Origin of the sequence: Oleiagrimonas soli, assembly GCF_000761445.1 — a bacterium.
Lineage (GTDB): Bacteria > Pseudomonadota > Gammaproteobacteria > Xanthomonadales > Rhodanobacteraceae > Oleiagrimonas > Oleiagrimonas soli.
Genome location: NZ_KN196470.1, coordinates 1333030 through 1356964, shown reverse-complemented (window position 1 = coordinate 1356964; position 23935 = coordinate 1333030). Strand labels below are relative to the sequence as shown.

Annotated in this window: 24 protein-coding genes; 8 read left to right on the top strand and 16 right to left on the bottom strand. The window is 68.3% G+C overall.

What is annotated here, in order from left to right; translation table 11 throughout:
- Positions 1-89: 89 nt before the first annotated feature.
- Together LF63_RS05920 and murJ are read right to left on the bottom strand one after the other, a co-directional pair.
- Positions 90-1040 (bottom strand): bifunctional riboflavin kinase/FAD synthetase, encoded by a 951-nt coding sequence (locus LF63_RS05920; RefSeq protein WP_043100304.1) that lies wholly within the window; start codon positions 1038-1040, stop codon positions 90-92.
- 71 nt (positions 1041-1111) lie between these two features.
- Positions 1112-2719, bottom strand: coding sequence for a murein biosynthesis integral membrane protein MurJ (gene murJ, locus LF63_RS05915; RefSeq protein WP_043100302.1), 1608 nt, complete (start codon positions 2717-2719; stop codon positions 1112-1114).
- Positions 2720-2832: 113 nt separating this feature from the next.
- Between murJ and rpsT the strand changes: the two genes are divergently transcribed.
- Positions 2833-3096, top strand: coding sequence for a 30S ribosomal protein S20 (rpsT, locus tag LF63_RS05910; RefSeq protein ID WP_043100300.1), 264 nt, complete (start codon positions 2833-2835; stop codon positions 3094-3096).
- Between the two features lie 98 nt (positions 3097-3194).
- On the opposite strand, the gene cgtA is transcribed toward rpsT, so the two are convergent.
- From cgtA to LF63_RS05890, 4 genes are all read right to left on the bottom strand, one after another.
- Positions 3195-4280, bottom strand: a complete 1086-nt coding sequence (gene cgtA / locus LF63_RS05905) for an Obg family GTPase CgtA (protein ID WP_043100298.1) — start codon at positions 4278-4280, stop codon at positions 3195-3197.
- 276 nt (positions 4281-4556) lie between these two features.
- A complete protein-coding gene (gene rpmA / locus LF63_RS05900) occupies positions 4557-4814 on the bottom strand; it encodes a 50S ribosomal protein L27 (protein ID WP_043100296.1) in 258 nt (85 codons plus the stop codon).
- Positions 4815-4829: 15 nt separating this feature from the next.
- Complete coding sequence (gene rplU / locus LF63_RS05895; protein ID WP_043100295.1) at positions 4830-5150, bottom strand: 50S ribosomal protein L21; 321 nt, start codon at positions 5148-5150, stop codon at positions 4830-4832.
- A 174-nt stretch (positions 5151-5324) separates the two neighbouring features.
- Positions 5325-5846 (bottom strand): DUF2059 domain-containing protein, encoded by a 522-nt coding sequence (locus tag LF63_RS05890; protein WP_043100293.1) that lies wholly within the window; start codon positions 5844-5846, stop codon positions 5325-5327.
- A gap of 128 nt (positions 5847-5974) precedes the next feature.
- Between LF63_RS05890 and uvrA the strand changes: the two genes are divergently transcribed.
- The 5 genes from uvrA (at position 5975) to LF63_RS05865 (ending at position 12306) form a co-directional block, all read left to right on the top strand.
- Positions 5975-8851 carry an excinuclease ABC subunit UvrA gene (gene uvrA, locus LF63_RS05885; RefSeq protein ID WP_043100292.1) on the top strand — a complete coding sequence of 959 codons (2877 nt, stop codon included), beginning with the start codon at positions 5975-5977 and terminating at the stop codon, positions 8849-8851.
- Positions 8848-9264 (top strand): acyl-CoA thioesterase, encoded by a 417-nt coding sequence (locus tag LF63_RS05880; protein ID WP_043100291.1) that lies wholly within the window; start codon positions 8848-8850, stop codon positions 9262-9264. The genes uvrA and LF63_RS05880 overlap by 4 nt, the downstream gene beginning before the upstream one ends.
- Before the next feature lie 13 nt (positions 9265-9277).
- Entirely contained in the window at positions 9278-10000 is a 723-nt protein-coding gene (locus LF63_RS15205) for a GOLPH3/VPS74 family protein (RefSeq protein WP_052394752.1), read from the top strand.
- Between the two features lie 73 nt (positions 10001-10073).
- Positions 10074-11519: a DUF4139 domain-containing protein gene (locus LF63_RS05870; RefSeq protein WP_043100290.1), complete on the top strand. Its 1446-nt coding sequence runs from the start codon at positions 10074-10076 to the stop codon at positions 11517-11519.
- A gap of 31 nt (positions 11520-11550) precedes the next feature.
- A complete protein-coding gene (locus LF63_RS05865; protein WP_043100289.1) occupies positions 11551-12306 on the top strand; it encodes an enoyl-CoA hydratase/isomerase family protein in 756 nt (251 codons plus the stop codon).
- A 72-nt stretch (positions 12307-12378) separates the two neighbouring features.
- Here LF63_RS05865 and LF63_RS05860 read toward each other — a convergent pair whose 3' ends face one another.
- From LF63_RS05860 to LF63_RS05845, 4 genes are read right to left on the bottom strand one after another with little or no spacing between them, the layout of a single operon-like run.
- Positions 12379-13227: a sulfurtransferase gene (locus LF63_RS05860; RefSeq protein WP_043100288.1), complete on the bottom strand. Its 849-nt coding sequence runs from the start codon at positions 13225-13227 to the stop codon at positions 12379-12381.
- Positions 13224-13832, bottom strand: a complete 609-nt coding sequence (locus tag LF63_RS05855) for a CoA pyrophosphatase (protein ID WP_043100287.1) — start codon at positions 13830-13832, stop codon at positions 13224-13226. The genes LF63_RS05860 and LF63_RS05855 overlap by 4 nt, the downstream gene beginning before the upstream one ends.
- On the bottom strand, positions 13832-14026 hold the full coding sequence (locus tag LF63_RS16240) for a DUF1289 domain-containing protein (protein WP_043100285.1): 195 nt from the start codon (positions 14024-14026) through the stop codon (positions 13832-13834). Before LF63_RS16240 ends, LF63_RS05855 begins: the two co-directional genes overlap by 1 nt.
- A gap of 44 nt (positions 14027-14070) precedes the next feature.
- On the bottom strand, positions 14071-14787 hold the full coding sequence (locus LF63_RS05845; protein ID WP_043100284.1) for an FKBP-type peptidyl-prolyl cis-trans isomerase: 717 nt from the start codon (positions 14785-14787) through the stop codon (positions 14071-14073).
- Positions 14788-14943: 156 nt separating this feature from the next.
- On the opposite strand from LF63_RS05845, the gene LF63_RS05840 reads away from it, so the two are divergent.
- The gene (locus LF63_RS05840) at positions 14944-15726 is read left to right on the top strand and encodes an enoyl-CoA hydratase-related protein (RefSeq protein ID WP_043100283.1); all 783 of its coding nucleotides are present in this window, start codon (positions 14944-14946) and stop codon (positions 15724-15726) included.
- A gap of 58 nt (positions 15727-15784) precedes the next feature.
- Here LF63_RS05840 and LF63_RS05835 read toward each other — a convergent pair whose 3' ends face one another.
- The 6 genes from LF63_RS05835 to LF63_RS05810 all read right to left on the bottom strand — a co-directional run bounded on the left by LF63_RS05835 (position 15785) and on the right by LF63_RS05810 (position 22750).
- Positions 15785-16396 carry a class I SAM-dependent methyltransferase gene (locus LF63_RS05835; protein ID WP_043100282.1) on the bottom strand — a complete coding sequence of 204 codons (612 nt, stop codon included), beginning with the start codon at positions 16394-16396 and terminating at the stop codon, positions 15785-15787.
- Positions 16397-16415: 19 nt separating this feature from the next.
- Positions 16416-17309 (bottom strand): DUF1684 domain-containing protein, encoded by an 894-nt coding sequence (locus tag LF63_RS05830; RefSeq protein ID WP_043100280.1) that lies wholly within the window; start codon positions 17307-17309, stop codon positions 16416-16418.
- Between the two features lie 61 nt (positions 17310-17370).
- Positions 17371-19209 carry a DNA mismatch repair endonuclease MutL gene (gene mutL / locus LF63_RS05825; RefSeq protein ID WP_043100278.1) on the bottom strand — a complete coding sequence of 613 codons (1839 nt, stop codon included), beginning with the start codon at positions 19207-19209 and terminating at the stop codon, positions 17371-17373.
- Positions 19210-19270: 61 nt separating this feature from the next.
- Positions 19271-20566 carry an N-acetylmuramoyl-L-alanine amidase gene (locus LF63_RS05820; RefSeq protein ID WP_235205275.1) on the bottom strand — a complete coding sequence of 432 codons (1296 nt, stop codon included), beginning with the start codon at positions 20564-20566 and terminating at the stop codon, positions 19271-19273.
- Positions 20567-20811: 245 nt separating this feature from the next.
- The gene (tsaE, locus tag LF63_RS05815) at positions 20812-21291 is read right to left on the bottom strand and encodes a tRNA (adenosine(37)-N6)-threonylcarbamoyltransferase complex ATPase subunit type 1 TsaE (RefSeq protein ID WP_043100276.1); all 480 of its coding nucleotides are present in this window, start codon (positions 21289-21291) and stop codon (positions 20812-20814) included.
- Entirely contained in the window at positions 21275-22750 is a 1476-nt protein-coding gene (locus LF63_RS05810) for a bifunctional ADP-dependent NAD(P)H-hydrate dehydratase/NAD(P)H-hydrate epimerase (protein ID WP_043100275.1), read from the bottom strand. The genes tsaE and LF63_RS05810 overlap by 17 nt, the downstream gene beginning before the upstream one ends.
- 90 nt (positions 22751-22840) lie before the next feature.
- On the opposite strand from LF63_RS05810, the gene queG reads away from it, so the two are divergent.
- A complete protein-coding gene (queG, locus tag LF63_RS05805; RefSeq protein ID WP_152569259.1) occupies positions 22841-23935 on the top strand; it encodes a tRNA epoxyqueuosine(34) reductase QueG in 1095 nt (364 codons plus the stop codon).

The following is a 23935-nucleotide window of genomic DNA, read 5'->3' as shown; positions in this document are numbered from 1 at the left end:
ATTCCCACATCGTCAACAATGGACAATATGGAATAAACGAAACGGCATCTTTGACGACGCGCCTGCGCAAGGCAAGCCCGCCGGGTGTTTCAGGCTCCCTCGGCCGGCGCGATGCCCAGCACGGCGCGCGCGGCCGCAGCGTCGCGGTCCATCTGCGCGACCAGCGCGTCGAGGTCGTCGAACTTGGCCTCGTCGCGCAGATGCTCGACGAATTCGACGCGGATGCGGCGACCGTAGAGATCTTCGTCGAAATCGAACAGATGCGCTTCCAGTAATGGTTGCGCCAGATGGTTCACGGTCGGGCGCACGCCAAGGCTGGCCACGCCGGGCAGCCCCAGCCGGCCGTCGTCCAGATCGACGCGCACCGCGAAGATGCCCTGCAGCGGCGTCACGCGCGGACCCAGTGGCACGTTGGCCGTGGGATAGCCCAGCGTGCGCCCCAGCTTCTCGCCTTCGACCACGTGACCGCTGATCGCGAAGGGACGGCCCAGCAGCCGCGCGGCATGGGCGAACTGGCCGTCGGCCAGGGCCTTGCGGATGGCGCTGGAGGACACCTGTTCGCCGTCGATCTGCTGCGCGGGCATCGCATTCGCCGTGAACCCCAGCGCCGCGCCCATGCGTTCGAGCAGCGCGAAGTCGCCGGCGCGCTTGTGACCGAAGCGGAAATCGCCGCCCACCCACACCTCGCGCGCCGCCACGCGCTGCACCAGCACCGTGCGCACGAAATCCTCGGCCGTCATCGCCGTCAGCGCGGCATTGAAGCGCAGCAGCAGGACGCGATCCATGCCGGCCTCGCGCAACCCGACCAGTTTCTCGCGCACGGACGCCAGACGCGGCACCGGCACGGGCGAGAAAAAGGCGCGTGGCAGCGGCTCGAAGCTGATCGCCGTCGCCGCCACGCCAAGCGCGTCGGCGCGCTCGCGCACGCGCGCCAGCAGCGCGCGATGGCCGCGATGCAGCCCGTCGAACGCGCCCACGGTGACGACGCTGCCGCCCGGGGCCACGCACGGCCCGGCGACGTCCCGGTAAACCTCAGTCATCGCGCCAGTATAGCGGTCCTGTCCAGCGCATCCCACGGCCGACGCGAATGCGTCGCCGTCGCCGCGCCCTCTCATGCGCCGCGCAGGTCGCGCAAGCGGAAACCGCCGGCAAACAACGCGCCCGCGTAGGCCGTCGCGCCGGCCGCCACCATCGCGGCCAGCCGCCAGATGCGCGTCCAGGTCGGCTCGGTCGTCCAGCCGCCCCAGTGCTCGCGTCCCAGCCACAGCACCGCCGCCATCACCGCGCAGGCCAGCGTCACCCGCAGCAGATGCCGCAGCCAGCCCGGCTGACGCTGGAACACGCCGGCGCGCCGCAGGCCGTGCCACAACAGCGCCAACTGCAGGTAGCTGGACAGAGCGCTGGCGATGCCGAGCGCCATGTGCAGGCCCGGCACCTGGGCGATGCCGTCCAGCCAGCCGACCTGCCGCGCTGCGGCGGGCGCCCACCACACGAACAGCAGCGCGATGAAGCTCAGCGCCAGCGCCATGTTCGCGATCAGCACCGCCACGCTGATCCGCATCGGCGTGCGCGTGTCCTGGCGCGAATAGAACGCCGGCAGCAGCACCTTGACCAGCGCGAACGCGGGCAGACCGGACACGAATGCCATGATCGACAGCGTCGCCATGTGCGTGTCGAAGGCATTGAACTTGCCGTGCTGGAACAGCGTGGCGATCAGCGGCGTGGACAGCATCAGCAGCGCCACCATAGCCGGCAAGGCGATCAGCAGCGCGATGCGCAAGCCCCAGTCCAGCGAACGCGAATAACCGTCGCCGTTCTTGTCGACGAAATGGCGCGACAGCGCCGGCAGGATCACCGTGCCCAGCGCCACGCCGAACACGCCCAGCGGCAGTTCCAGAAAACGCGTGGACAGCGACAGCCAGCTCTGCGAGCCGGTCAGCAGGAACGAGGCGATCACCGTGTCCAGCAGCAGGTTGACCTGATAGATCGAGGAGCTGAACAGGGTCGGCAGCATCAGCCGCATGATCCGGCGCACGTCCGGATGACGCCAGCCCCAGCGCGGCCGCGTCAGCAATCCGATGCGGCGCAGCGAGGGCACCAGGAAGATCAATTGCACCACGCCGCCGGCCAGCACCGCCCAGCCCATCGCCATGATCGGCACCTGCAGACGCGGTGCCAGCCACACGGCGCCGGCGATCATGCACAGGTTCAGCAGCACCGGCGCGAAGGCCGGCATGGCGAAGCGGTCGAAACTGTTCAGCGCGCCGCCGACCATCGCCGTCAACGACACGAACCACAGGAACGGGAACGTCAGCCTCAGCAGATCGATGGTCAGATCCAGCTTATGCGGCTGATCCAGCGAACCCGGCGCGAACAGCGAGGCCACCTGCGGCGCGAAGAAGATGCCCAGCGCCGTGACCACCAGCAGCACGCCGCCCAGCGTGCCGGAGACGCGCCCCATCAGCGCCTTCAGGTCCTCGTGACTGCGGGTTTCCTTGATCTCGGTGAACACCGGCACGAAAGCGGTCGAAAACGAGCCTTCGGCGAACAGGCGACGCATGAAATTGGGAATGCGGAACGCCACCCAGAACGCATCGGTGGCTGCATTGGCGCCGAACGCGGCGTTGATGGCGATGTCGCGCACCAGGCCGAACACGCGCGAAAGCATGGTCACGCTGCTGAACGACAGCACCCCGCGCAGGAGACTGGACTTTTTCATGCCCTCAGTTCTCCCTGCCCCATCAAGGGAGTAGCCACCAAACCATTGACTGCATTATTATCTCGCCCCATAATTAGCGTCTTTTTCCACGCCAACAGATTCGGAGTCATCCCTTGGCCAACATCAAGTCCGCAAAGAAGCGCGCGCGCCAGTCCGAGCAGTCGCGTATGCGCAACGTCAGCGCGCGCTCCATGATGCGCACTGCCCTGAAGAAGGTCGTCAAGGCGATCGAAGCCAACGACAAGGCCGCTGCGACGGAAGCGTTCCAGAACGCCGCGCCGCTGCTGGATCGCTACGCCTCGCGTGGTCTGATCCACAAGAACAAGGCCGCTCGCCACAAGAGCCGCCTGAACGCGAAGATTCACGCCCTGGGCTGATCCAGCCTCGAGCGTGCAAGCGAAAAAGCCGGCGCGAGCCGGCTTTTTTGTGGTCCGGCGCAGGCACGCGAACACGCGGAGACCCGGCAGCGCAGGACTCACGAACGCGGCTCCTCGCCCGCCTCGCCGCGCATGCGCACGTCGTCCCGGGCCTCGGCCGCCTCGCGCGCCTGCACGCGCTGGGCATCGAAGAAGCGCTGCGCCTGCAGACAGACCTCGCGCGTACCCTCGCGACCGACCGCGGAAATCAGGAACCAGGGCTGCGACCAGCCCAGCGCATCGACGATCTCCTGCGCCCGGACCGCGCGCTCGTCCTCGGGCAGCAGGTCGGCCTTGTTCAGCACCAGCCAGCGCGGGCGTTGCAGCAGTGCCGGATCGAACTGCTCCAGCTCGGCCTCGATCGCGCGCACCTGCGCCACCGGATCGGCACCGTCCATCGGCGCCATGTCGACTAGGTGCAGCAGCAGGCTGGTACGGGCCACGTGACGCAGGAACTGCATACCCAGGCCGGCGCCGTCGGCCGCGCCCTCGATCAGACCGGGAATGTCGGCCACCACGAAACTGCGGTCGGCCTCGACGCGCACCACGCCCAGACCGGGATGCAGCGTGGTGAACGGGTAGTCGGCCACGCGCGGCGTCGCCGCGGACACGGCGCGGATGAAGGTCGACTTGCCGGCGTTGGGGAACCCCAGCAGACCCACGTCGGCCAGCAGCTTGAGTTCGAGCTTGAGCTCGCGCTCCTCGCCCGTCGTGCCCGGCGTGGACTGCCGCGGCGCGCGATTGACCGAACTCTTGAAGTGCATGTTGCCAAGGCCGCCCTTGCCGCCCTGCGCGACCAGCAGACGCTGCTCGTGCGCGGTCAGATCGCCGATGATCTCGTCGGTCTCGACGTTGGTGATGACCGTGCCCACCGGCACGCGCACCACAATGTCCTCGCCGCCCTTGCCGTACATCTGGCTGCCCATGCCGTCCTGGCCACGCGGCGCCTTGAACACGCGCTGATGGCGGAAGTCGATCAGCGTGTTGAGACCTTCGTCGGCCTCCAGCCACACCGACCCACCGCGGCCGCCGTCGCCGCCGTCCGGACCGCCGAACGGGATGTACTTCTCGCGGCGGAAGCTGACGCAGCCGTTGCCGCCGTTGCCGGCCTTGACCCTGATGTTGGCTTCGTCGACGAATTTCATGGATGACAGTGACCGCGGGAAGAAGGTGGAAAGTGCAGGATCGCCGCGCAAGCGGACATCCTTGGTAGCAAGCCGGCATCGAGAAAGCGCGACATCCCGCAGCACGGAGACGGCGCAGACCTGCGACCGGATAAAGAGTAACGCGAAGCGCCGTCGCCGCGACACGCCGGGACGGAGCCGGGATTTCGGCCCACCCACGACGCGCGTCGAGTCTCGCCCAACGAAAAGCCCCGCGCATGGCGGGGCTCTGTCGCGTCGATGGCGATGTCCGGGCAATCAGGCCTGGACGACGCTCACGAACTTGCGGTTCTTGTCGCCGCGGGTCTTGAACTCGACGGTGCCGTCGACCAGCGCGAACAGCGTGTGATCGCGCCCCAGACCGACGCCGGTGCCGGCGTGGAACTTGGTGCCGCGCTGACGCACGATGATGTTGCCGGCCTCGACCGCCTGACCGCCGTAGATCTTCACGCCCAGGTATTTCGGGTTGGAGTCGCGGCCGTTGCGGCTGGAACCTACGCCCTTTTTATGTGCCATGGTGTCTGACTCCTCTTACTTCGAGCCGCCGGCGATGCCGGTGATCTCGATTTCGGTGTAATGCTGACGGTGGCCCTGCTGCTTCTTGTGGTGCTTGCGGCGGCGGAACTTGACGATGCGGACCTTCTTGCCGCGGCCGTGCGAAAGAATCTTCGCGCTGACCGTGGCGCCCTCGATGATCGGCGCGCCGACCGTCACGTTCTCGCCTTCGCCGACCAGCAGGACCTGGTCGAATTCGATGGTGCTGTCCACTTCGGCTTCGAGCTTCTCCACGCGCAGGTATTCGCCCTGCATCACGCGGTACTGCTTGCCGCCGGTCTTGATGACTGCGTACATGATGGTGATCCTTCTGTAGTTCTTATTCCGGGGTCTCGCGAACCGTTGCGGCCCCGTTCGGTGATTCGCGTCTTGCGCGAACCCGCGATTTTAGCGGCGAGGGGCTTGCCGACGCAAGCCCCTGATTCGCGTGGAATGTCGCCCGCCTGCCGCGGCGGCAGGCGGGCGAAGGCGTTACTTGCCGCCGGACTGGGCGTCCGACTTGGTCGCCGGACACTTGCCGTCGGCGGTGATGGTGCCGTCCTTCTTCAGCTTGGCGACCATCTCCTGCATGCGGGTCTTGCCCCAGGACTGGCCGATCTGCATCGACTCGCGCATGGTCTCGGGCATCTCGTGGATCACCTTCTGGCCCAGCGGAGTGCGGTAGAACTTCAGCAGCCCGGCCATGTCGCTCTCGGTGAAGTGCTTCTGGTAGATCGGCACCAGCTTGTCGATCAAGTCCTGCTCGGCCTTCTGGCCGGCGAAATCGTTCCAGTAGCTGGCCGGCACGCACGGCAGCGCCTGCTGCATGAAGCCCGACATGCGGCTGTTCATCTGCTCCATCATGCCGTGCATCATCTTGCCGCTGCCGGTGACTTCGAGCAGCTGGCGCACCTGCGCGGGCGTCGCCTGCTTGGGCTGCGCCTGGGCCACGCCGGCGGTCGCGAGGGAAAAGATCAGAGCGGCGGCCATGCCGGACGCGGTAAAGGCTTTCATGCGGTCTCTCCTTGGGTGGATGCCATGGTGCCGTCGCAGGCTTTGCGACGACTTCGCATTGATATAGTAACGGTTCGGCCGCATCTCCGGTGTCGGCTTTCACCCACATCACCTTTCCGGAACGTCGCATGAGCCCGATCCGCATCCGCGGTGCGCGTACGCACAACCTGAAGAACCTGGACCTGGACCTGCCACGCGACAAGCTGATCGTGATCACCGGCCTGTCCGGCTCAGGCAAGTCCTCGCTGGCTTTCGACACCGTGTATGCCGAGGGTCAGCGCCGCTACGTCGAATCGCTGTCGGCGTACGCGCGGCAGTTCCTGTCGATGATGGAGAAACCCGATGTCGACAGCATCGAGGGTCTGTCGCCGGCGATCTCCATCGAGCAGAAAGCCACCTCGCACAACCCGCGCTCGACGGTCGGCACCATCACCGAGGTGCACGACTACCTGCGCCTGCTGTTCGCCCGCGTCGGCAGCCCGCGCTGTCCCGACCACGGCACGCCGCTGGAAGCGCAGACCGTGAGCCAGATGGTCGACGCCACGCTGGCGCTGGACGCCGACAAGCGCTGGATGCTGCTGGCGCCGGTGATCCGCGAGCGCAAGGGCGAGCACGCGCAGATCTTCGAGCAACTGCGCGCGCAGGGTTTCGTGCGCGCCCGCGTCGACGGCCACGTGCACGAACTGGACAGCGTGCCGCCGCTGGAACTGCGTAAGAAGCACACCATCGAAGCGGTGATCGACCGCTTCCGCCCGCGCGCCGAACTGAAGCAGCGCCTGGCCGAATCCTTCGAGACCGCGCTACGCCTGGGCGACGGGCTGGCCATCGTCGCCGATCTCGACGATGCGGACGCGCCCGAGCACCTGTTCTCCTCGCGCTACGCCTGCCCGATCTGCGACTACGCGCTGCCCGAGCTGGAACCGCGACTGTTCTCGTTCAACTCGCCGATCGGCGCCTGCCCGGCCTGCGACGGCCTCGGCGTGAACCAGGTATTCGACGCCGCGCGCGTGGTGCGTCATCCCGAACTGTCGCTGGCCGGCGGCGCGGTGCGCGGCTGGGACCGCCGCAACGCGCACTACTTCCAGCTGATCCTGTCGCTGGCCAAACACTACGGCTTCGACGTCGACACGCCGTGGAACGAGCTGCCGCAGAAGGTGCAGGACGCGGTGATGAACGGCTCCGGCGGCGAAGCGATCGCCTTCCGCTATCTGACCGAGCGCGGCGGCAAGGTCACTCGCGAGCACGCCTTCGAGGGCATCCTGCCGAATCTGGAACGCCGCTATCGCGAGACCGAATCCTCGGCCGTGCGCGAGGAACTGTCGCGTTACATCGCCGAGAAGCCGTGCAGCGAATGTGGCGGCCAGCGCCTGAACCGCTCGGCGCGCAACGTGTTCGTGGCCGAACGCACCCTGCCCGAAATCGGCGCCGATTCCATCGAGGCGGCGGAGAACTTCTTCGAGCAGCTGACCCTGGACGGCTGGCGCGGCGAGATCGCGACCAAGATCGTCAAGGAGATCCGCAAGCGTCTGAAGTTCCTGGTCGACGTCGGACTGGATTACCTCACGCTGGACCGCAAGGCCGACTCGCTGTCCGGCGGCGAGGCCCAGCGCATCCGCCTGGCCAGCCAGATCGGCGCCGGCCTGGTCGGCGTAATGTACGTGCTGGACGAGCCCTCCATCGGCCTGCACCAGCGCGACAACGAGCGCCTGCTGGGCACGCTGACGCGCCTGCGCGATCTGGGCAACACCGTGATCGTGGTCGAGCACGACGAGGACGCCATCCGCGCCGCCGACCACATCCTCGACATCGGCCCCGGCGCGGGCGTGCACGGCGGCGAGATCGTCGCCGAGGGCACGCTGAAGGACGTGCTGAAGTCCGAGCGCTCGGTCACCGGCCAGTTCCTGTCCGGCCAGCGCGGCATCGAGGTGCCGGAGCAGCGCCGCGAACCGGACGAACAACTGTGGCTGCGCCTGCGCGGCGCGTCCGGCAACAATCTGCAGAAGGTCGATCTGGACATTCCCGCCGGCCTGTTCACCTGCGTCACCGGCGTGTCCGGCTCGGGCAAGTCGACGCTGATCAACGACACCCTGTTCCGCCTCATCGCCGCCGAACTCAACGGCACCAGCACCGAACCGGCGGCCTACGAGAGCGTCGAGGGCCTGGATCTGTTCGACAAGGTGGTCGACATCGACCAGTCGCCGATCGGCCGCACGCCGCGCTCCAATCCGGCCACCTACACCGGCCTGTTCACGCCGCTGCGCGAGTTGTTTGCGCAGGTGCCCGAGTCCCGCGCTCGCGGCTACAAGCCGGGCCGCTTCAGCTTCAACGTGCGCGGTGGCCGCTGCGAGGCCTGCCAGGGCGACGGCCTGATCAAGGTCGAGATGCACTTCCTGCCCGACGTCTACGTGCCCTGCGACGTGTGCCACGGCAAACGCTACAACCGCGAAACGCTGGAAATCCTGTACAAGGGCCACACCATCGCCGACGTCCTGGAGATGACCATCGAGGAAGCGCTGGAGCTGTTCGAGCCGGTGCCGGTGATCGCTCGCAAGCTGCAGACGCTGCGCGCGGTGGGCCTCGATTACATCAAGCTGGGCCAGAGCGCGACCACGCTGTCGGGCGGCGAGGCGCAGCGCGTGAAGCTGTCGCGCGAGCTGTCCAAGCGCGACACCGGCCGCACGCTGTACATCCTCGACGAACCGACCACCGGCTTGCACTTCCACGACATCGAGCAGCTGCTCGACGTGCTGCACCAGCTGGTCGACAACGGCAGCACCGTGGTGGTGATCGAGCACAACCTGGACGTCATCAAGACCGCCGACTGGATCGTCGATCTGGGTCCCGAAGGCGGCGCCGGCGGCGGTCGCATCATCGCCTCGGGCACGCCCGAGGACGTCGCGGCCAGCAAGGATTCGCACACCGGACGCTTCCTCAAGCCCTACCTGAAGACGGCGGCGCCGAAGGCATCCGCCAAGAAAGCCACCAAGAAACGGAAACGCGCATGACCGACGCCACGCCCGCCCCGCTGTTCACCGCACCCATCGAGGTGCGCTGGCGCGACCTGGACGCCTTCAACCACGTCAACAACGCGATGTACCTGACCTACCTGGAACAGGCGCGCCTGGACTGGCTGCAGCATCTGCCCGACGACTGGATGGACGCGCACGCGAAACCGGTGATGGCCGCCAGCGAGCTCAACTACCGCGCGCCGATCCACTGGCCGGCGCAGGTCGAGGTGCAGCTGTTCTGCGAGCGCCTGGGCAACAGTTCGATGACGCTGGGCCATCGCATCGTCGACGGCAAGGACGGCCGCCTGTACTGCGACGGCCGCGTGACCCTGGTGTGGATCGATCCCGCCAAGGGCACCTCGGTTGCGCTGCCCGCGGCGATTCGCGAAGCTGTCGACAACGCTCGCTGAATCCGGTTTCGCCATGAAGACCGATACCGCCGATCTGCTGCTGGCCGAGGAGCTGCTGCTCCTGGCGCTCGACGACGAACGCGGCCGCGTGCTGCCGCAGGCGCAGATCGCCATCGACTTCGGCCTCACCGGCGCCCTGCTGATGGAGCTGACGCTGCACGGCGCGCTGGCGCTGGACGGCAAGCGCATCACCGTCGACCGTGTTCCGCAGGAGCTTCCGCCGCTGCTGCGGGAAACGGCGCAGGCGCTGCACGACAAGCCCGGCAAGTCCCTCAGCTACTGGATGCAGCATTTGCGTCGCGCGCTGCCGCACCTGCGTCAGCGCCTGATCGACGGACTGGTGGCGCGCGGCACGTTGGAAAAACACGAATCGCGCGTGCTGTGGGTGTTCCGGCTCACGCGCTACCCGGAACGCGACGGTCATGCCGAGCACGACATCCGCCAGCGCCTCGACGCCGTGCTGCTGCACGGCAACGCCGCCGATCCGCGCACGCACATGCTGGCCCGCCTGGCCGAAAGCTGTCGTCTGATCGACGCACTGTATCCGCGCGATCAACGCGCACGTGCAAAGAAACAGCTGAAGACGCTCGACGACCTGCCCCTGGCCGACAGCGTCGGCGCCGCCACCCAGCAGGCGGTGCAGGCCGCCACCGCCGCGGCGGCGATGGTGGCGATCACGGCGGCGACGTCCGCGGCCACCGCATCGGCCTGCAGCGCCGCCTCCAGCAGCTGCTGAGTGGCGCACGGCACACCCCCGATTCAGTCCGGCCCGCTATGATGGGCGCCGGTCCATCTCGGAGGTCGCCACCATGCAACGCGTTCTGCTCTCGCTGGCTCTGGCCGGCGTTCTCGTCACCCCGGTCGCACTGGCTACCGACGGCCCGGACCTGACACTCTACCGCAGCAACGACAACAGCCTGTTCCAGTCCGGCGCGCAGTCGATCGACAGCGGCTATGCGGTGATCCGCGAGCAGCGCAACCTGGGCTACGCCAAGGGTGCGCAGGACCTGACCATCGGCAACCTGCCCAGTTACCTCGAACCGGAAGCGGTCACGCTGAGCTTCGGCTCGGACCACGTGAAAGTCCTGTCGCAGCGCCTGCTGCTGTCGCAGGGCCACAACGGCGCGCTGATCGGCCAGATCGGCAAGCAGGTCAGCGTCATCGGCGACAACGGCCAGACCCTGGTGCAAGGGCAGCTGGAAAGCGTCGGCCACGACGGCAGCCTGGTCATCGGCGGCGACGTGTTCGGCCCGACCGTGGTGCAGCAGTACAGCGCGGTCAAGTTGCTCAACGGCGAGATCGGCGGCGGCTCGCGCCTGATCGTGCATGTGCAGGCCGACAACGACGGCCACAGCAACGCGGTGCTGACCTACCCGACCCACGGTCTCGGCTGGCGCGCCGCCTACACCGCCACCCTGCAACCCGGCAACAGTTGCCGCATGCGTCTGCGCGCGCAGGCCAGCATCGCCAACCGCAGCGGCCGCGACTGGAATGACGCCGACATCAAGCTGGTCGCCGGCCAGCCGAACATCGGCGGCAACAACGGCGGCCCGCGCCCGGCGATGATGAGCTTCCGCGCCAAGAGCGAGGCCGCGCCGATGCCGCAGCAGGGCACGCTGGACGCCTATCGCACGTTCGCCCTGCCCGGTAGCGTCGACCTGCCCGACAACAGCGTCACCCTGACGCCGCTGTACGCGCCGCGCATGCTCGACTGCCAGCGCACCTGGACGTTCGAGAACGGCAACGCCTGGACGCCCTCACGCCCCATGACCAACGCCTCGATGGACGCCAATGCCACCCAGGGAGCCATCGCCAGCGTGCTGCAGTTCCAGGCGCCCGACACCCTGCCCGAGGGCCACATGCGCGTGCTGACCGCGGACAAGGACGGCGCGCTGGAATTCATCGGCGAAGGCAGCGTGGCCGACACGCCCGAGCATGCGCAGGTGCGTCTGACGCTGGGCTCGGCGTTCGATCTGCGCGCACAACGCGAGCGCACCAGCTTCAACTACGACAAGGCCGAACGCCGCATCGACGAAGGTTTCCGCATCACCCTGACCAACACCGGCGACAACGCGCGCACGGTCAGCGTGATCGAACATCCCACGCGCTGGACGCAGTGGACGCTGACCTCGTCCAGCGAACAGCCTGCGCGGCAGACGCCGGACACGCTGGAATTCCACGTCGACGTGCCGGCCCACGGCACCGCGACGCTGGACTATGCCGTGCGCTACCAATGGACCTCGGCGGAGGATTGATCCCCCCGTTCGACCGCAGCTGGAGAATCCCATGCTCGACATCACCACCCGCGAAGGCGTCGCCGAACTCCGCCTCCACCGTCCGCCGGTCAACGCGCTGGATCCGGCACTGATCACGCGCCTGCGCCACGGCATCGAGGAAGCCGTGTCCGGCGGCGCGCGCGGCCTGCTGCTGACCGGCAGTCAGGGCATGTTCTCGGCCGGACTGGACGTACCGACCCTGCTGACTCTGGACCGCAACGGCATGCGCGCCTTCTGGCGCGAATTCTTCGCCCTGTGCGGCACACTGGCGCGGCTGCCGATTCCATCCGTCGCCGCCGTCTCCGGCCACAGTCCCGCCGGCGGCGCCGTGCTGGCGCTGTTCTGCGACTACCGCGTGATGGCGCGCGGTCCGTTCCGCATCGGTCTCAACGAGGTGCAGGTCGGCCTGACCGTGCCTGACTGCATCCAACTGGCGCTGCGTCGCGTGGTCGGCGCCTACCGCGCCGAGCGCCTGCTGGTGGCCGGCAACATGCTGACCTCCGAGGAAGCCCTGGCCTGCGGCTTCGTCGACGAACTGGCGCCGGTCGAGGAAGTGGTGGTGCGCGCACAACATTGGATACATGCACTGCTGGCATTGCCGCAGCAAGCCATGCGCAACACCCGCGCCATTGCGCGTGCGGATCTGGCGGCCGCCTTCGCCGACCTCGATGCCCTGCCGGTCGAGGACTTCCTCGACGGCTGGTTCAGCGACGAGACGCAAAGCGTGCTGAAGGCGCTGGTCGCACAACTCAAGAGCAAGAAATGATGTTCTGCGCCGCCGCGGATTCGCGGCGGCGCAAGGCTCGCCGCACGCAAGGCATCGCGCGCGGCGACAGCCTCAGGCTTCGCCCTTCGCCACCGGCCGCTCAGGGTCGCTGATCCAGCCGCTCCAGGAAGGCGCGTACAGACGCGCGCCGGGCAGCCCCGCATGCGCCATCGCCAGCAGGTTGTGGCAGGCGGTGACGCCGGAACCGCACATGTGCACGCTATGCTCCGGGGGACGTCCGGCCAGCAGCCGCTCGAAGTCCGCGCGCAGATCCTCGGGTGCGCGAAACCGGCCGTTGGCGCCGAGATTGTCGGCAAACGGACGATTGACCGCGCCGGGCACGTGACCGCCAACGCGATCGAGCGGCTCGACTTCGCCGCGAAAACGCGGCGCGGCGCGCGCGTCGACCAGCGTTACCGCACCGTCGGCCAGCGCCTGTTGCAGCGCCGCCGAATCCATCGCCGCCTGCGGATCGAGGCGCGCCTCGACCGTGCTCGGCGCGCGCTCGACCGCGCCTGTCTGCAGGGTACCGCCCGCCTCGCGCCAGGCGTTCAAGCCGCCGTCCAGCACCGCGGCCTTCGCACCGAGGCTGCGCATCATCCACCACAGCCGCGCGGCCATCGCGCCGCCAACGGTGTCGTAGGCGACCACCGTCAACTCGGGCCTCCAGCCCCAGCGCTCCAATGTGCGCGCGAAGGCATCCGGCTCGGGCAACGGATGACGGCCCAGCCCCTGCGGAATCTTGTCCAGATCGGAAAGGTCTTCGTCGAGGCTGGCGTAGACTGCACCCGGGAGATGACCGGCAAGATAGGCGCGCCGTCCCTGTTGCGGGTCGGCCAGATCGAAGCGGCAATCGACAATCAGCACCTCGTCGGCGTTGCGCGCCATCAGTTCATGCGCGGCGATCAATGGACGACTCATGGCAACACTCCCATCCGGACAAGCAGGTTGGTCAACATCGCGGCCGTGGCGCCCCAGATGCGGTGCGGGCCGTAGCGGAACTCCGCCATCTCGCGCGCCTGGCCGCGGTACTGCATGGTGTAGCGCTGCAGGTTGGCCGGATCGAGCAGGAACGCCAGCGGCACCTCGAACACTTCGTCCACCTCGCCCGGCTCGGGCCGCCACGGCGGACGCTGCGGCGACACCAGCGCCACCACTGGGGTGACGGCGAAGCCGCTGACGGTCTCGAAGCAATCCAGAAAGCCCACCGGTTGCACGTGGCTGCGCGGCAGGCCGATTTCCTCCTCGGTCTCGCGCAGCGCGGCGTCGATGGCGTCGCTGTCGTCGGCATCCACACGGCCGCCCGGAAACGCCACCTGCCCTGCGTGCCGGGCCAGATGCTCGGTGCGCCGCGTCAGTACCACACTGGGCTGCGCCGCATCGATCACCGGCACGAGCACAGCGGCCGGAGTCAGCGGCGCATCGCCGATCAGATCGCTCATCGTGGCGTGGTTCCAGCCCGGCAGACCCGGCGGCTCGCTCAACGGCCGCAGCGCCTGACGCCATGCATCGGAACGCGGGTGCATCAGTCCGTCCAACGCTTCGGCAGCTCCTCGCGCATCAGGTGCAGACGCTCGTCGCGCGACATCGCGCCCCAGTGCATGATTTCCTCGACGCTGCGCTTGCAGCCCACGCAGAAGCCGCTCGCGTCGAGCCGGCACACCTTCACGCAGGGGGTCAGCGGTTCGCGTTCGTCGAGGCTTCGGGCTTGCGGCATCATCCCGATATGCTAGCGCAGTTGCGCGCCGCACAGGCGTGCAGCGGTCACTTCACGCCCAGCAGCTCGATCTCGAACACCAGCACTTCGTTGGGGCCGATGCGCGGCAGTTGGCCGCGTGCGCCGTAGGCCTGCGTGGGCGGAATCCAGACCTTCCACTTGCCGCCCACGCGCATGCGCGGCAGCACGTCCTTCCAGCCGGGCAGCATGCGATCGACCGGGAACGTCACCGGACGACCGTGGGCGTAGGAACTGTCGAATTCCATGCCGTCGATCAGCGCACCGCGGTAGTTGGCGACCACGGTGCTCTTCAGCGTCGGATGCGCGCCGGTGCCCTTGCGCAGCACCTTGTACTGCACGCCCGAGGGCAGCGTCACCACACCGACCTGCGAACGGTTCTGCGCCATGAAACGGCTGGATTCGGCGGCGTTGGCCACCGCCAGCTTGTGGAAGCCTTCCTCGGCGCGCTCGTGCAGCTGCTGGCCGAGCAGGTTCAGCTGCTCGCGCATCTGCGCCGCCGGCACCTTCGGCGCACGGCCGGCATAGGCATCGCGCAGCGCACGCACCAGCATGTCGATGTCGAAGGTGCTCTTGCCCTGGGCGACGCGGGTGCCGATCTGATAGCCCACCGCGTACGACGCCTTGGTCCGGTCGATACCGGCCGGCGTCGTGGACGGCGACGCCTTCTGCGCGCCTCCTCCACCCTGCGCCCACGCCAGCGTCGGCATGACGAGCAGTGCGATCAGGGCAAAACGTGGGTTCATCGATGCATCCGCCTCGGGCGTTCCGGTCCGCCCACCATGGTAAGCCAAGCGTGTCGCACCCCGCATGCGCGAGGCAACGACCCTTTGTTCAGATCGCAATCGCGGGCGGATGGTTCCCCGCTGATACCATGCACGTTTTCTCACCGGAGTCCGATCATGGCCTACCGCAACCTGCTGACCCACGACGAAGGCGCCGTGCGCACCATCACGGTCAACCGTCCGGACAAACTCAATGCGCTCAATCTCGACACCCTCAACGAACTGACCCTGGCGTTCGGCCAGGCGGCGCAGGACGACGCCGTGCGCGTGGTGGTGCTGACCGGCGCTGGCGACAAGGCCTTCGTGGCCGGCGCGGACATCGCCGAGATGAACGCCTACACGCCGACCCAGGCGCTGTCGTTCTCGCGCATCGGCCAGGCGCTGATGCTGACGATCGAGCGACTGGGCAAGCCCGTCGTCGCGCGCATTCCCGGCTACGCGCTGGGCGGCGGCATGGAGCTGGCGATGGCCTGCCACCTGCGCATCGCCTCGAACAAGGCCAAGTTCGGTCAGCCGGAAATCAACCTCGGCCTGATCCCCGGCTTCGGCGGCACCCAGCGTCTGCTGCGCCTGGCCGGTCGCGGCGCGGCGCTGGAGCTGTGTCTGACCGGCAAGCAGATCGACGCCGCCCGCGCCCATGCACTGGGCGTGGTGACCGAAGTCGTGGAGCCGGAGCAACTGGACACGGCGGTGAAGGCCGTGGCCGAAGCGCTGTCCGTGGCCGCGCCGCGCGCGGCGGCCGGCATTCTCGATGCCGTGCTGGGTGGCGGCGAGTGCGCCATCGAACAGGGTCTGGACTACGAAAGCCAGGGTTTCGCGCTGTGCTTCGCCACCGAGGATATGCGCGAAGGCACCAGCGCGTTTCTGGAACGCCGCAAGCCGCAGTTCAAGGGGCGCTGAAGCACACCCTTCGCTGCAAACCCGCGCCGCGATGCCGTGGCGCGGTTCTCTGCCTTGCTCAGACCGTCGCGCGCTGCGCCAGCCAGATGGTCAACCCGCCGCACGTCGTATCCTCGGGGCAATGGTCCAATACCATGAAGCCGTGTTCGTGCAACAACGCGCGATACGCCTCGGTGTCCAGGCTGGCATGGTACAGCGGCTCGCCGCGGAACGTTCCCATCGCCACACCGTGCTCGGTACCGCTGGTGAACATCAGCGGCGCGCCGGGCGCGGCATGACGGGCGAACACCGCGAACATGGCGCGCTGATCCTCGTGCGCGAGATGGAAAAAGCTGTTCCACGCCAGCACGCCATCGAAGCGACGCCGGAGATCCAGGCCGCGCATGTCGGCATGCACCCAGTGCTGGTCCGGGAAACGCTGCTGGCTCAGCGCGACCATCGCCGCCGCGCCGTCCACGCCGGTCACGGCCCGGCCCTGCTCGATCAGATACGCCGCCACCGGCTCGCCACAGCCACAGCCGAGATCGAGCACCTCGCCCGAAGCCGGCACCATCGCCAGAAAGCGATCCATCCAGCCCCGTTCGTCGAACCGCGTGCGCAGGCGGTCGCTTTGCCAGGCCGCCGCGTGGCGCTGGTAGAGGTCGAGAATGCGCTCGGCGTGCGTGGTCACGGCGGCGGAACGCGGCGACTCAGCCTTCGCCGCCCTTGTAGACCTTCTCGCCGGCGGTAACGCGGAAGCCGAGCCGATTCTCTGGCGGCGCCAGCGGACAGGTCGCGTACGGCGTGAACGCGCACGGCGGGTTGTAGGCCTTGTTGAAGTCGATCACGACATGGCCGTTCTCGGGCTTGTCGATGTACAGGAAGCGCGCCGCGCCGTAGGTTTCCTTGCCGCTGGTGGCGTCGGCGAAGACCAGGAAGTACTGGCTGTCGCCGGGCACTTCGATCACCGGGTACAGCGTGTAGTCGTGTCCCTGGTAGGTGAACTCGGCCTTGCCCGGCACCGGAAAGGTGTCGACCGCGCCGATCTCGTTGCCCATCTGCAGCGTGTGCGGCTTGGCGTACGGCACCCACTTGGCGACGATGCGCAGCGACGGGTCGATCGGGAAATGGTCGATGCCGGCGAAATGCGTGCGCGTGGGCGCCGCGCTGTCCTTCACGCGCAAGCCCTTCTTGCCGTTGCGCGCGATCAGGTAGAACTCGGTGGTGCCGAAGCGCACCGTGGTCGGATCGTCGTGACTGTCGTCGAGCAGCGTGGCGCGACGCACGTGCTTGCCGTCGATGGTCGCGTGCGCGTCCGGCGCCAGCTCGATCGTCACCGTGCCGTCCTTGCGCCAGTCGACGGTGCCCAGATGCGCCGGCGCCGAAGCGATGACGATGGCGTTGTCCTTGGCACTGCCGATGGTATTGCGGCCCTGCTCCAGCCACGGCAGCCCGACCAGGCTGAGCCAGCCGTAGGGCGCGGTCAGGCGCTCCACGCGCTGCGCGCGCCAGTGTTCGATCTGCTGGGTGTACGACGGGGCGTCGGCGGCTTGCACGGTGGCGACTCCGAGAACGGCGATGAAAAAGAGGCTGGCGCGAAACATGGACGATCTCCGGCTACGGACCGTTCGAGTATAGGCCCTGCGGGAGCCGTTCAAGCGCGAATCAGCGTCCGCGATTGAACAGGCGATCCAACTCGTGCATGCCCAGTTGCACCCAGGTCGGCCGCCCGTGGTTGCACTGACCGGAGCGCTCGGTGGCTTCCATGTCGCGCAGCAGCGCGTTCATCTCAGCCACGCTCAGACGGCGACCGGCGCGCACGGAACCGTGGCAGGCCATCGTCGACAGCAGTTCGTTCTCCAGCTCTTCGAGCTTGCGCGAGCTGCCGTGCTGGGCCAGTTCGCCGAGCACGTCGCGGGTCAGCTGCGACACGTCCGCGCCTTCCAGCAGCGCGGGAATGCGGCGCACGGTGATCTGGTTCGGGCCGCTGCGCGACAGTTCCAGTCCCCAACCGGCCAGTGCCTCGGCGTGTTCCTCGGCCGCCTCGGCCTCGCGCGCCGAAACCGCCAGCGCCAGCGGCACCAGCAGCATCTGCGTGCGCAGTCCGCTGCCGCTGCGCGCGTTTTTCATGCGCTCGTAGGTGATGCGCTCGTGCGCAGCGTGCATGTCGACCAGCACCAGCCCATGCGCGTTCTCGGCCAGCACGAAGATGCTCTTGAGCTGCGCCAGCGCGTAGCCGAGCGGCGGGATGTCCGCATCGTCGGTCGACGCCGGCAAACCGCGCTGCGGCGCCTCGCCGACCAGCGCCTGATAGTCGGCCAGCGGCGCCTCGCGCACGCCCAGCGACAGGCCGGCCTGGCTGCGCCAAACGCCGCCATTGTGCGCACGCCCGCCACCACCGCTGCCGCCGAACATGGCGGGCGACGCGGCCGGGATCGAGCCATCGGCCACGGACTGCGTACCGGCCAGCGGCGCGACCGGCTGCGACATCACGCTGCCCGCGCGCGTCTCCGACAACGCCTCGTGCAGCGTGCGAAACAGGAAATCGTGCACCAGGCGCTGCTCGCGGAAGCGCACTTCGCTCTTGGCCGGATGCACGTTGACGTCGACGCCGGCCGGATCGAGTTCGAGGAACAGCACGAAGGCGGGATGCCGGCCGTGGAACAGCACGTCGGCATAGGCCTGACGCACCGCGTGCGCGACCACCTTGTCGCGCACCATGCGGCCGTTGACGTAGAAATATTGCTGATCGGCCTGGCTGCGCGCGGCCGTGGGCAGTCCGACCCAGCCGGACAGGCGCATGCCTGCGGCGGCATGGTCGATGCGCAGGCTAGCTTCGGTGAACGTTTCGCCCAGCACTTCGCCGACACGCGCCAGCGCCGCGCGCTCGTCGGCGGCCGGTCGCAGCAAGCGCACCTGCCGCCCGTTGTGGCTGAGCCGGAACTCGACATGCTCGTGCACCAGCGAGAGCGTCTTCAGCAACTCGTCGATGCGGCCGAACTCGGTGCGTTCGGTGCGCAGGAACTTGCGCCGCGCCGGCACGTTGTAGAACAGGTCGCGCACGTCGACGCTGCTGCCTGGCGGATGCGGCGCGGGGCGCGAGTCGCCGATGGCGCCGCCGTCGACCTCGATGCGGAACGCGGCATCGGTGTCGCGCGGACGCGAGGTCAGCGCGAAGCGCGACACCGAAGCGATCGAGGCCAGCGCCTCGCCGCGGAAACCCATGGTGGCGACGTGTTCGAGGTCGTCGAAGCTGCCGATCTTGCTGGTCGCGTGCGAAGCCACTGCCAGCGGCAGCTGCTCGGGCGCGATGCCGCCGCCGTCGTCGCGCACGCAGATGCGCCGCGCGCCGCCGGCCTCGATCTCCACCTCGATGCGCCGCGCGCCGGCGTCGAGACTGTTCTCGACCAGTTCCTTGACCACCGACGCCGGCCGCTCGATCACCTCGCCGGCGGCAATCTGGTTGATCAGTTCGGGCGGAAGCGGACGGATGTTGGAGGGCATGACGGACTCGCAGGGTACGAGTCGCCAAGGATACCAGCGCGGCACGCCGGTTCGGGGCGGATCAGCCCGCCGGAATCGCCAGCATGCTGCCGGCGCGGACCATGTTGCCGTCCAGGTTGTTGGCGTTCTTGATGGCGTCCATGCTGACGCCGTACTGGTGCGCGATGCCCGACAGCGTTTCGCCGCTGCTCACCTTGTGCAGATCCTGCACGTTGGCATCCGCGCGCGAGGGCGCATCGACGGAGGCGGTGGCATCCGTGGTCGAGGCGATCTGCATGCCGTGCTTCTTCGCCCACTGCGCGGCAAACCACGTGCCCTGCGGCGGCGTGGTGGTGAAGTAGCGGTCCAGCCCCTTGAGAATGGCGTCCGCCATCTTCTGCCGGTACGACGAGGAACGCAGCAGACGCTCGTCGTGGCGATTGCTGATGAAGGCCGTCTCGACCAGGATCGACGGCACGTCCGGCGAACGCAACACGACGAAGTTGGCGTGCTGCACGCTGGGCTTGTACAGCGGAATGATGCCCTTCAGCGCGCCGAGCACATCGTGCCCGACCTGCTTGCTGGCCTGCATGCTGGCGCCCTGCGACAGGTCCAACAGGACCGAGGCGAGCGTATGGCTGCGGTTGTCCAGCGACACGCCAATCAGATCGGACGCGTTCTCGCTGCGCGCCAGCCACTTGCCGGCCTCGCTTTCCTTGCCGTGCGTGGACAGCACCCACACCGACGCGCCGCGCGCCGAACAGTGGTTCGGGCACGAGTTGGCGTGGATGGACACGAACATGTCGGCCTTGTGCTGGCGCGCGATCTCGAAGCGGCGCTCCAGCGGAATGTAGGTATCGTCGTCGCGGGTCAGGATGGCCTTCATGCCCGGCTGCTTGTTGACCAGCGCCGCCAGTCGCTTGGCGATGGCCAGCGTGACCGTCTTTTCCTCCAACCCGCCGCGACCGTGCGCGCCGGAGTCCTTGCCGCCATGACCGGGATCGATCGCGATCAGCACCTTGCGCTCGCCGACCGGCGCCGTGCGCCGCACGATGGCGCGACCGGCATCCGACGACGGATACAGGTCCAGCACCAGCCGATGGCTGTTGCCGCCGGCGGGATCGAGCAGGAAGCTCTTCACCTGCACGCCCGCCTTCATGTCGAGCACGACGCGCACGCCGTGCTTGCCATGCTTGCCGGTGCGCACGTCCTTCAGCAGTCCGTTCGCGCCCGGCGACTGGAAGCCGCTGGCGAGACGCGCATCGTCGAAGTCGAGCACCACGCGATCCGGATTCTTCAGCTGGAACAGCTTGTAGTCGAGCGAGGACGACAGCTCGAACACCGCGCGGGTGTGCTGATCGCTGGTGGACATGCGCATGGCGCGCACCTGTCCCGCGCCGGACGCATACGCCGGGCGCAGGGCGACCGTCGCCGCTACGGCGAGCAGAAAAACAAGCAGTGGCCGGCACACTTCGCGCATGGTGCGTTTGATACCCCAAACGCGACCGGGAATCAAGCCCTTTTCCCTTTTGAATCCGCCACCTGCGCCAACTTTGTCAGAAGTTACCTTCGTTCAGGACGGTATCTTCGGAGCTTGCGGGAGCGGAAGATTCAAATGGATTATCAATAAGTTAAATCAGAAACCACCCGCTCGCCGCGTGCGCTCGCCGGCTGCAGGCGCAGACGCCGCGCCGCGTCGGCATGCTCGAAACGCAGATGCAGATCGGCGGCCGGCAAGGCACCGGCGCCGCGCTGCGGCCACTCGACGAGAATCACGGCGCCCGGGTCGGCCAGCGCATCGAGGCCCAGCCATTCCAGCTCGCCGGGATCGGCGATGCGGTACAGATCCAGATGCCAGGCAGCGCGCCCATCGGCCAGCGTGTAGGGCTCGATCAGGCTGTAGGTCGGGCTCTTGATGCGCTCGCCGGCACCCAGCGCGGAAAGGAAGGCGCGCGCGAGCGAGGTCTTGCCCGCGCCGAGGTCGCCGTGCAGATAGATCACCAGTCCGCCGTTTCCACTGGCGGCGGCCAGCGCGCGGCCGAACGCCTCGGTGGCGTCGGGGTCGGCCAGCATCAGGGCATCCGGCTCAGTTCGGATCGGCATTGAGCAACTCGCGCAACGGTAGGAAAAGATCGGAGGCCAGCAAACCGCGTTCGCCACCGGCCGCCGCGGCATGATCGCCGGCCCGCGCGTGCAAGCCAACCCCCAGGCAGGCGGCGTCCCACGGCGACAGGCCCTGCGCGAGCAGCGCCGCGATGATGCCGGTGAGCACGTCACCCATGCCGCCGGCCGCCATGCCGGGATTGCCCCACGGACAGACCGCTACCCGGCCTTCGGGCGTGGCGATCAGGCTGCCGCTGCCCTTCAGCGCGACCACGGCGCGGTAGCGCGCAGCCAACTCGCGCACGGCGGCGAAGCGGTCGGCCTGGATCGTCGCCGTATCGGTCTGCAGCAGCCGCGCCGCCTCGCCCGGATGCGGCGTCAGCACGCAACGTGCCGGCAGCGGCGCGGGATGCGCGGCCAGCAGATTGAGCGCGTCGGCGTCGACGACCTGAGGCAGATCGCAGTCCAGCGCGGCCTGCCACAACGCACGCCCCCAGTCGCCCTGCCCCAGACCGGGACCGATCGCCAGCACGCTGGCCTGGCGCAGTATCGGCGCGAGGTCGGCTTGCTGCTCGACCGCATGCGCCATCAGTTCCGGGCGCGCCGCATTCAGCGCGCCGATGTGCGCGGCGCGCGTGGCCACGCTGACCAGTCCCGCGCCGGCGCGCAGAGCGGCTTCCGAACACAGCCGGATGGCGCCGCCGGTGCCGGCGTCGCCGCCCAGCGCCAGCACATGACCGTTGCTGCCCTTGTGGCTATTGCGTCGCCTCGGCGGCAGGCCGTGCGCGCGCAACAGCTCCGCGTCGGGTGGCGGCGAGGTCGGTTCCGGCAGTTCCAGTCGGTCCAGGTGCAACGCGCCGCAACAGTCGCCGGCGTCGGCCGTGAACAGTCCGCGCTTGTGCGCCACGAAGGTCACGGTGGCCGCGGCGCGCACGCAGGGATCGCGCGCCACGCCGGTATCGGCGTCCAGGCCGGAAGGCACGTCGAGTGCCAGGATCGGACGTCCGCTGGCGTTGGCCCACGCGATCCACTGCGCTGCCGCCCCTTCCGGCGCGCGACTCAATCCGGTGCCGAACAGACCGTCGACGATGACGTCGAACCGCTCCCGCGAACAGGCCTCGACCGCGCCGGCACGAACGCCGCCGGCGTCCTCGAACGCACGCCGCGCCAGCAGCGCATCGCCCTGCGCCGTATCGCTCAGCGTCGCGGCACGCACCTCGAATCCAGCCTGCAACGCCAGCGCGCCGAGCAGAAAAGCATCGCCGCCGTTGTTGCCCGGCCCGCACAGCAGCAGCAGCCTGCGCGCCTGCGGCCAGCGCGTGCGCAACACGCCGAACGCGGCATGCGCGGCGCGCTGCATCAGGGTGAAACCGGGCACGCCCCATTGCTCGATGGCATGCCGGTCCTGCGCGCGCACCTGCGCCGCCGTGTACAACGCGCGCGACATCGGGACACTCATGTCGAAGAAACCCTCAGGGACATGCATGAAGCGTAGCAACGATGGCTTGCAGGGGGCAGTGCATCGACGCGACCCACTACAATGCCGCGCATGCCCGACTTGCCCGCCCACCTCGACCCGCACGCCCTCGTCGCCGACATCCGGGACTGGGCCAAGGCGCTCGGCTTCAGCGCGCTGGGCGTGGCCGGCACATCGCTGCGCGAGGACGAGGCGCATCTCGAAGACTGGCTGGCGCAGGGCCTGCACGGCGAGATGGCGTACATGCAGCGTCACGGCCGCAAGCGCAGCCGTCCCGACGAACTGGAGCCGGGCACGCGCCGTGTGATCTGCGTGCGCATGGACTACATGCCGCCCGGCGTGCGCGGCGCGTGGAGTGTGATCGAGGACGACCAGCGCGGCTACGTGGCGCGCTACGCGCTGGGCCGCGACTACCACAAACTGATGCGCCTCCGGCTGCAGAAACTGGCCGACCGCATCGCCGACGCCGTCGGTCCGTTCGGCTACCGCGCCTTCGTCGATTCCGCGCCGGTGCTGGAAAAAGCGCTGGCGCGCGACGCAGGCCTGGGCTGGATCGGCAAGCACACGCTGCTGCTCAGCCGCGACGCCAGCTCCTGGTTCCTGCTCGGTGAACTGTTCACCGACCTGCCGCTGCCGCTGGACGAGCCGGCCAGCGCGCACTGCGGCTCCTGTCGGCGCTGCATCGACATCTGTCCGACGCAGGCCATCGTCGCGCCGTACCGGCTGGATGCGCGGCGCTGCATTTCCTACCTGACGATCGAACTGAAGGGCGCGATTCCGGAACCGCTGCGCGCACCGATGGGCAATCGCATCTTCGGCTGCGACGATTGCCAGCTGGTGTGCCCGTGGAACAAGTTCGCGCAGCAGGCGACCGAGCCCGACTTCGCGCCACGCCACGGTCTGGACGGCGCGAAACTCACCGAACTGTTCGCCTGGGACGAGGAAACCTTCCTGCAGCGCACGCAGGGCATGGCAATCCGCCGCACCGGTTACGAGGGCTGGCTGCGCAACATCGCCGTCGCGCTCGGCAACGCCGCGCCCTCGCCCGCCGTGGTCGATGCGCTGCAGGCGCGCGCCGATCATCCGTCCGCGCTGGTGCGCGAACACGTCGCATGGGCGCTGCGCGAGCAGCAGGGAAAGCGATCGAAGGCCGAAGCCGCCGACTGA

Bases quoted from the DNA above. Each gene is read 5' to 3' on its own strand.
- LF63_RS05920 (WP_043100304.1), bottom strand. From the start codon at position 1,040: ATGACTGAGGTTTACCGGGACGTCGCCGGGCCGTGCGTGGCCCCGGGC.
- murJ (WP_043100302.1), bottom strand. From the start codon at position 2,719: ATGAAAAAGTCCAGTCTCCTGCGCGGGGTGCTGTCGTTCAGCAGCGTG.
- cgtA (WP_043100298.1), bottom strand. From the start codon at position 4,280: ATGAAATTCGTCGACGAAGCCAACATCAGGGTCAAGGCCGGCAACGGC.
- rpmA (WP_043100296.1), bottom strand. From the start codon at position 4,814: ATGGCACATAAAAAGGGCGTAGGTTCCAGCCGCAACGGCCGCGACTCC.
- rplU (WP_043100295.1), bottom strand. From the start codon at position 5,150: ATGTACGCAGTCATCAAGACCGGCGGCAAGCAGTACCGCGTGATGCAG.
- LF63_RS05890 (WP_043100293.1), bottom strand. From the start codon at position 5,846: ATGAAAGCCTTTACCGCGTCCGGCATGGCCGCCGCTCTGATCTTTTCC.
- uvrA (WP_043100292.1), top strand. From the start codon at position 5,975: ATGAGCCCGATCCGCATCCGCGGTGCGCGTACGCACAACCTGAAGAAC.
- LF63_RS05880 (WP_043100291.1), top strand. From the start codon at position 8,848: ATGACCGACGCCACGCCCGCCCCGCTGTTCACCGCACCCATCGAGGTG.
- LF63_RS15205 (WP_052394752.1), top strand. From the start codon at position 9,278: ATGAAGACCGATACCGCCGATCTGCTGCTGGCCGAGGAGCTGCTGCTC.
- LF63_RS05870 (WP_043100290.1), top strand. From the start codon at position 10,074: ATGCAACGCGTTCTGCTCTCGCTGGCTCTGGCCGGCGTTCTCGTCACC.
- LF63_RS05865 (WP_043100289.1), top strand. From the start codon at position 11,551: ATGCTCGACATCACCACCCGCGAAGGCGTCGCCGAACTCCGCCTCCAC.
- LF63_RS05860 (WP_043100288.1), bottom strand. From the start codon at position 13,227: ATGAGTCGTCCATTGATCGCCGCGCATGAACTGATGGCGCGCAACGCC.
- LF63_RS05855 (WP_043100287.1), bottom strand. From the start codon at position 13,832: ATGCACCCGCGTTCCGATGCATGGCGTCAGGCGCTGCGGCCGTTGAGC.
- LF63_RS16240 (WP_043100285.1), bottom strand. From the start codon at position 14,026: ATGATGCCGCAAGCCCGAAGCCTCGACGAACGCGAACCGCTGACCCCC.
- LF63_RS05845 (WP_043100284.1), bottom strand. From the start codon at position 14,787: ATGAACCCACGTTTTGCCCTGATCGCACTGCTCGTCATGCCGACGCTG.
- LF63_RS05840 (WP_043100283.1), top strand. From the start codon at position 14,944: ATGGCCTACCGCAACCTGCTGACCCACGACGAAGGCGCCGTGCGCACC.
- LF63_RS05830 (WP_043100280.1), bottom strand. From the start codon at position 17,309: ATGTTTCGCGCCAGCCTCTTTTTCATCGCCGTTCTCGGAGTCGCCACC.
- mutL (WP_043100278.1), bottom strand. From the start codon at position 19,209: ATGCCCTCCAACATCCGTCCGCTTCCGCCCGAACTGATCAACCAGATT.
- LF63_RS05820 (WP_235205275.1), bottom strand. From the start codon at position 20,566: ATGCGCATGTCCACCAGCGATCAGCACACCCGCGCGGTGTTCGAGCTG.
- tsaE (WP_043100276.1), bottom strand. From the start codon at position 21,291: ATGCCGATCCGAACTGAGCCGGATGCCCTGATGCTGGCCGACCCCGAC.
- LF63_RS05810 (WP_043100275.1), bottom strand. From the start codon at position 22,750: ATGAGTGTCCCGATGTCGCGCGCGTTGTACACGGCGGCGCAGGTGCGC.
- queG (WP_152569259.1), top strand. From the start codon at position 22,841: ATGCCCGACTTGCCCGCCCACCTCGACCCGCACGCCCTCGTCGCCGAC.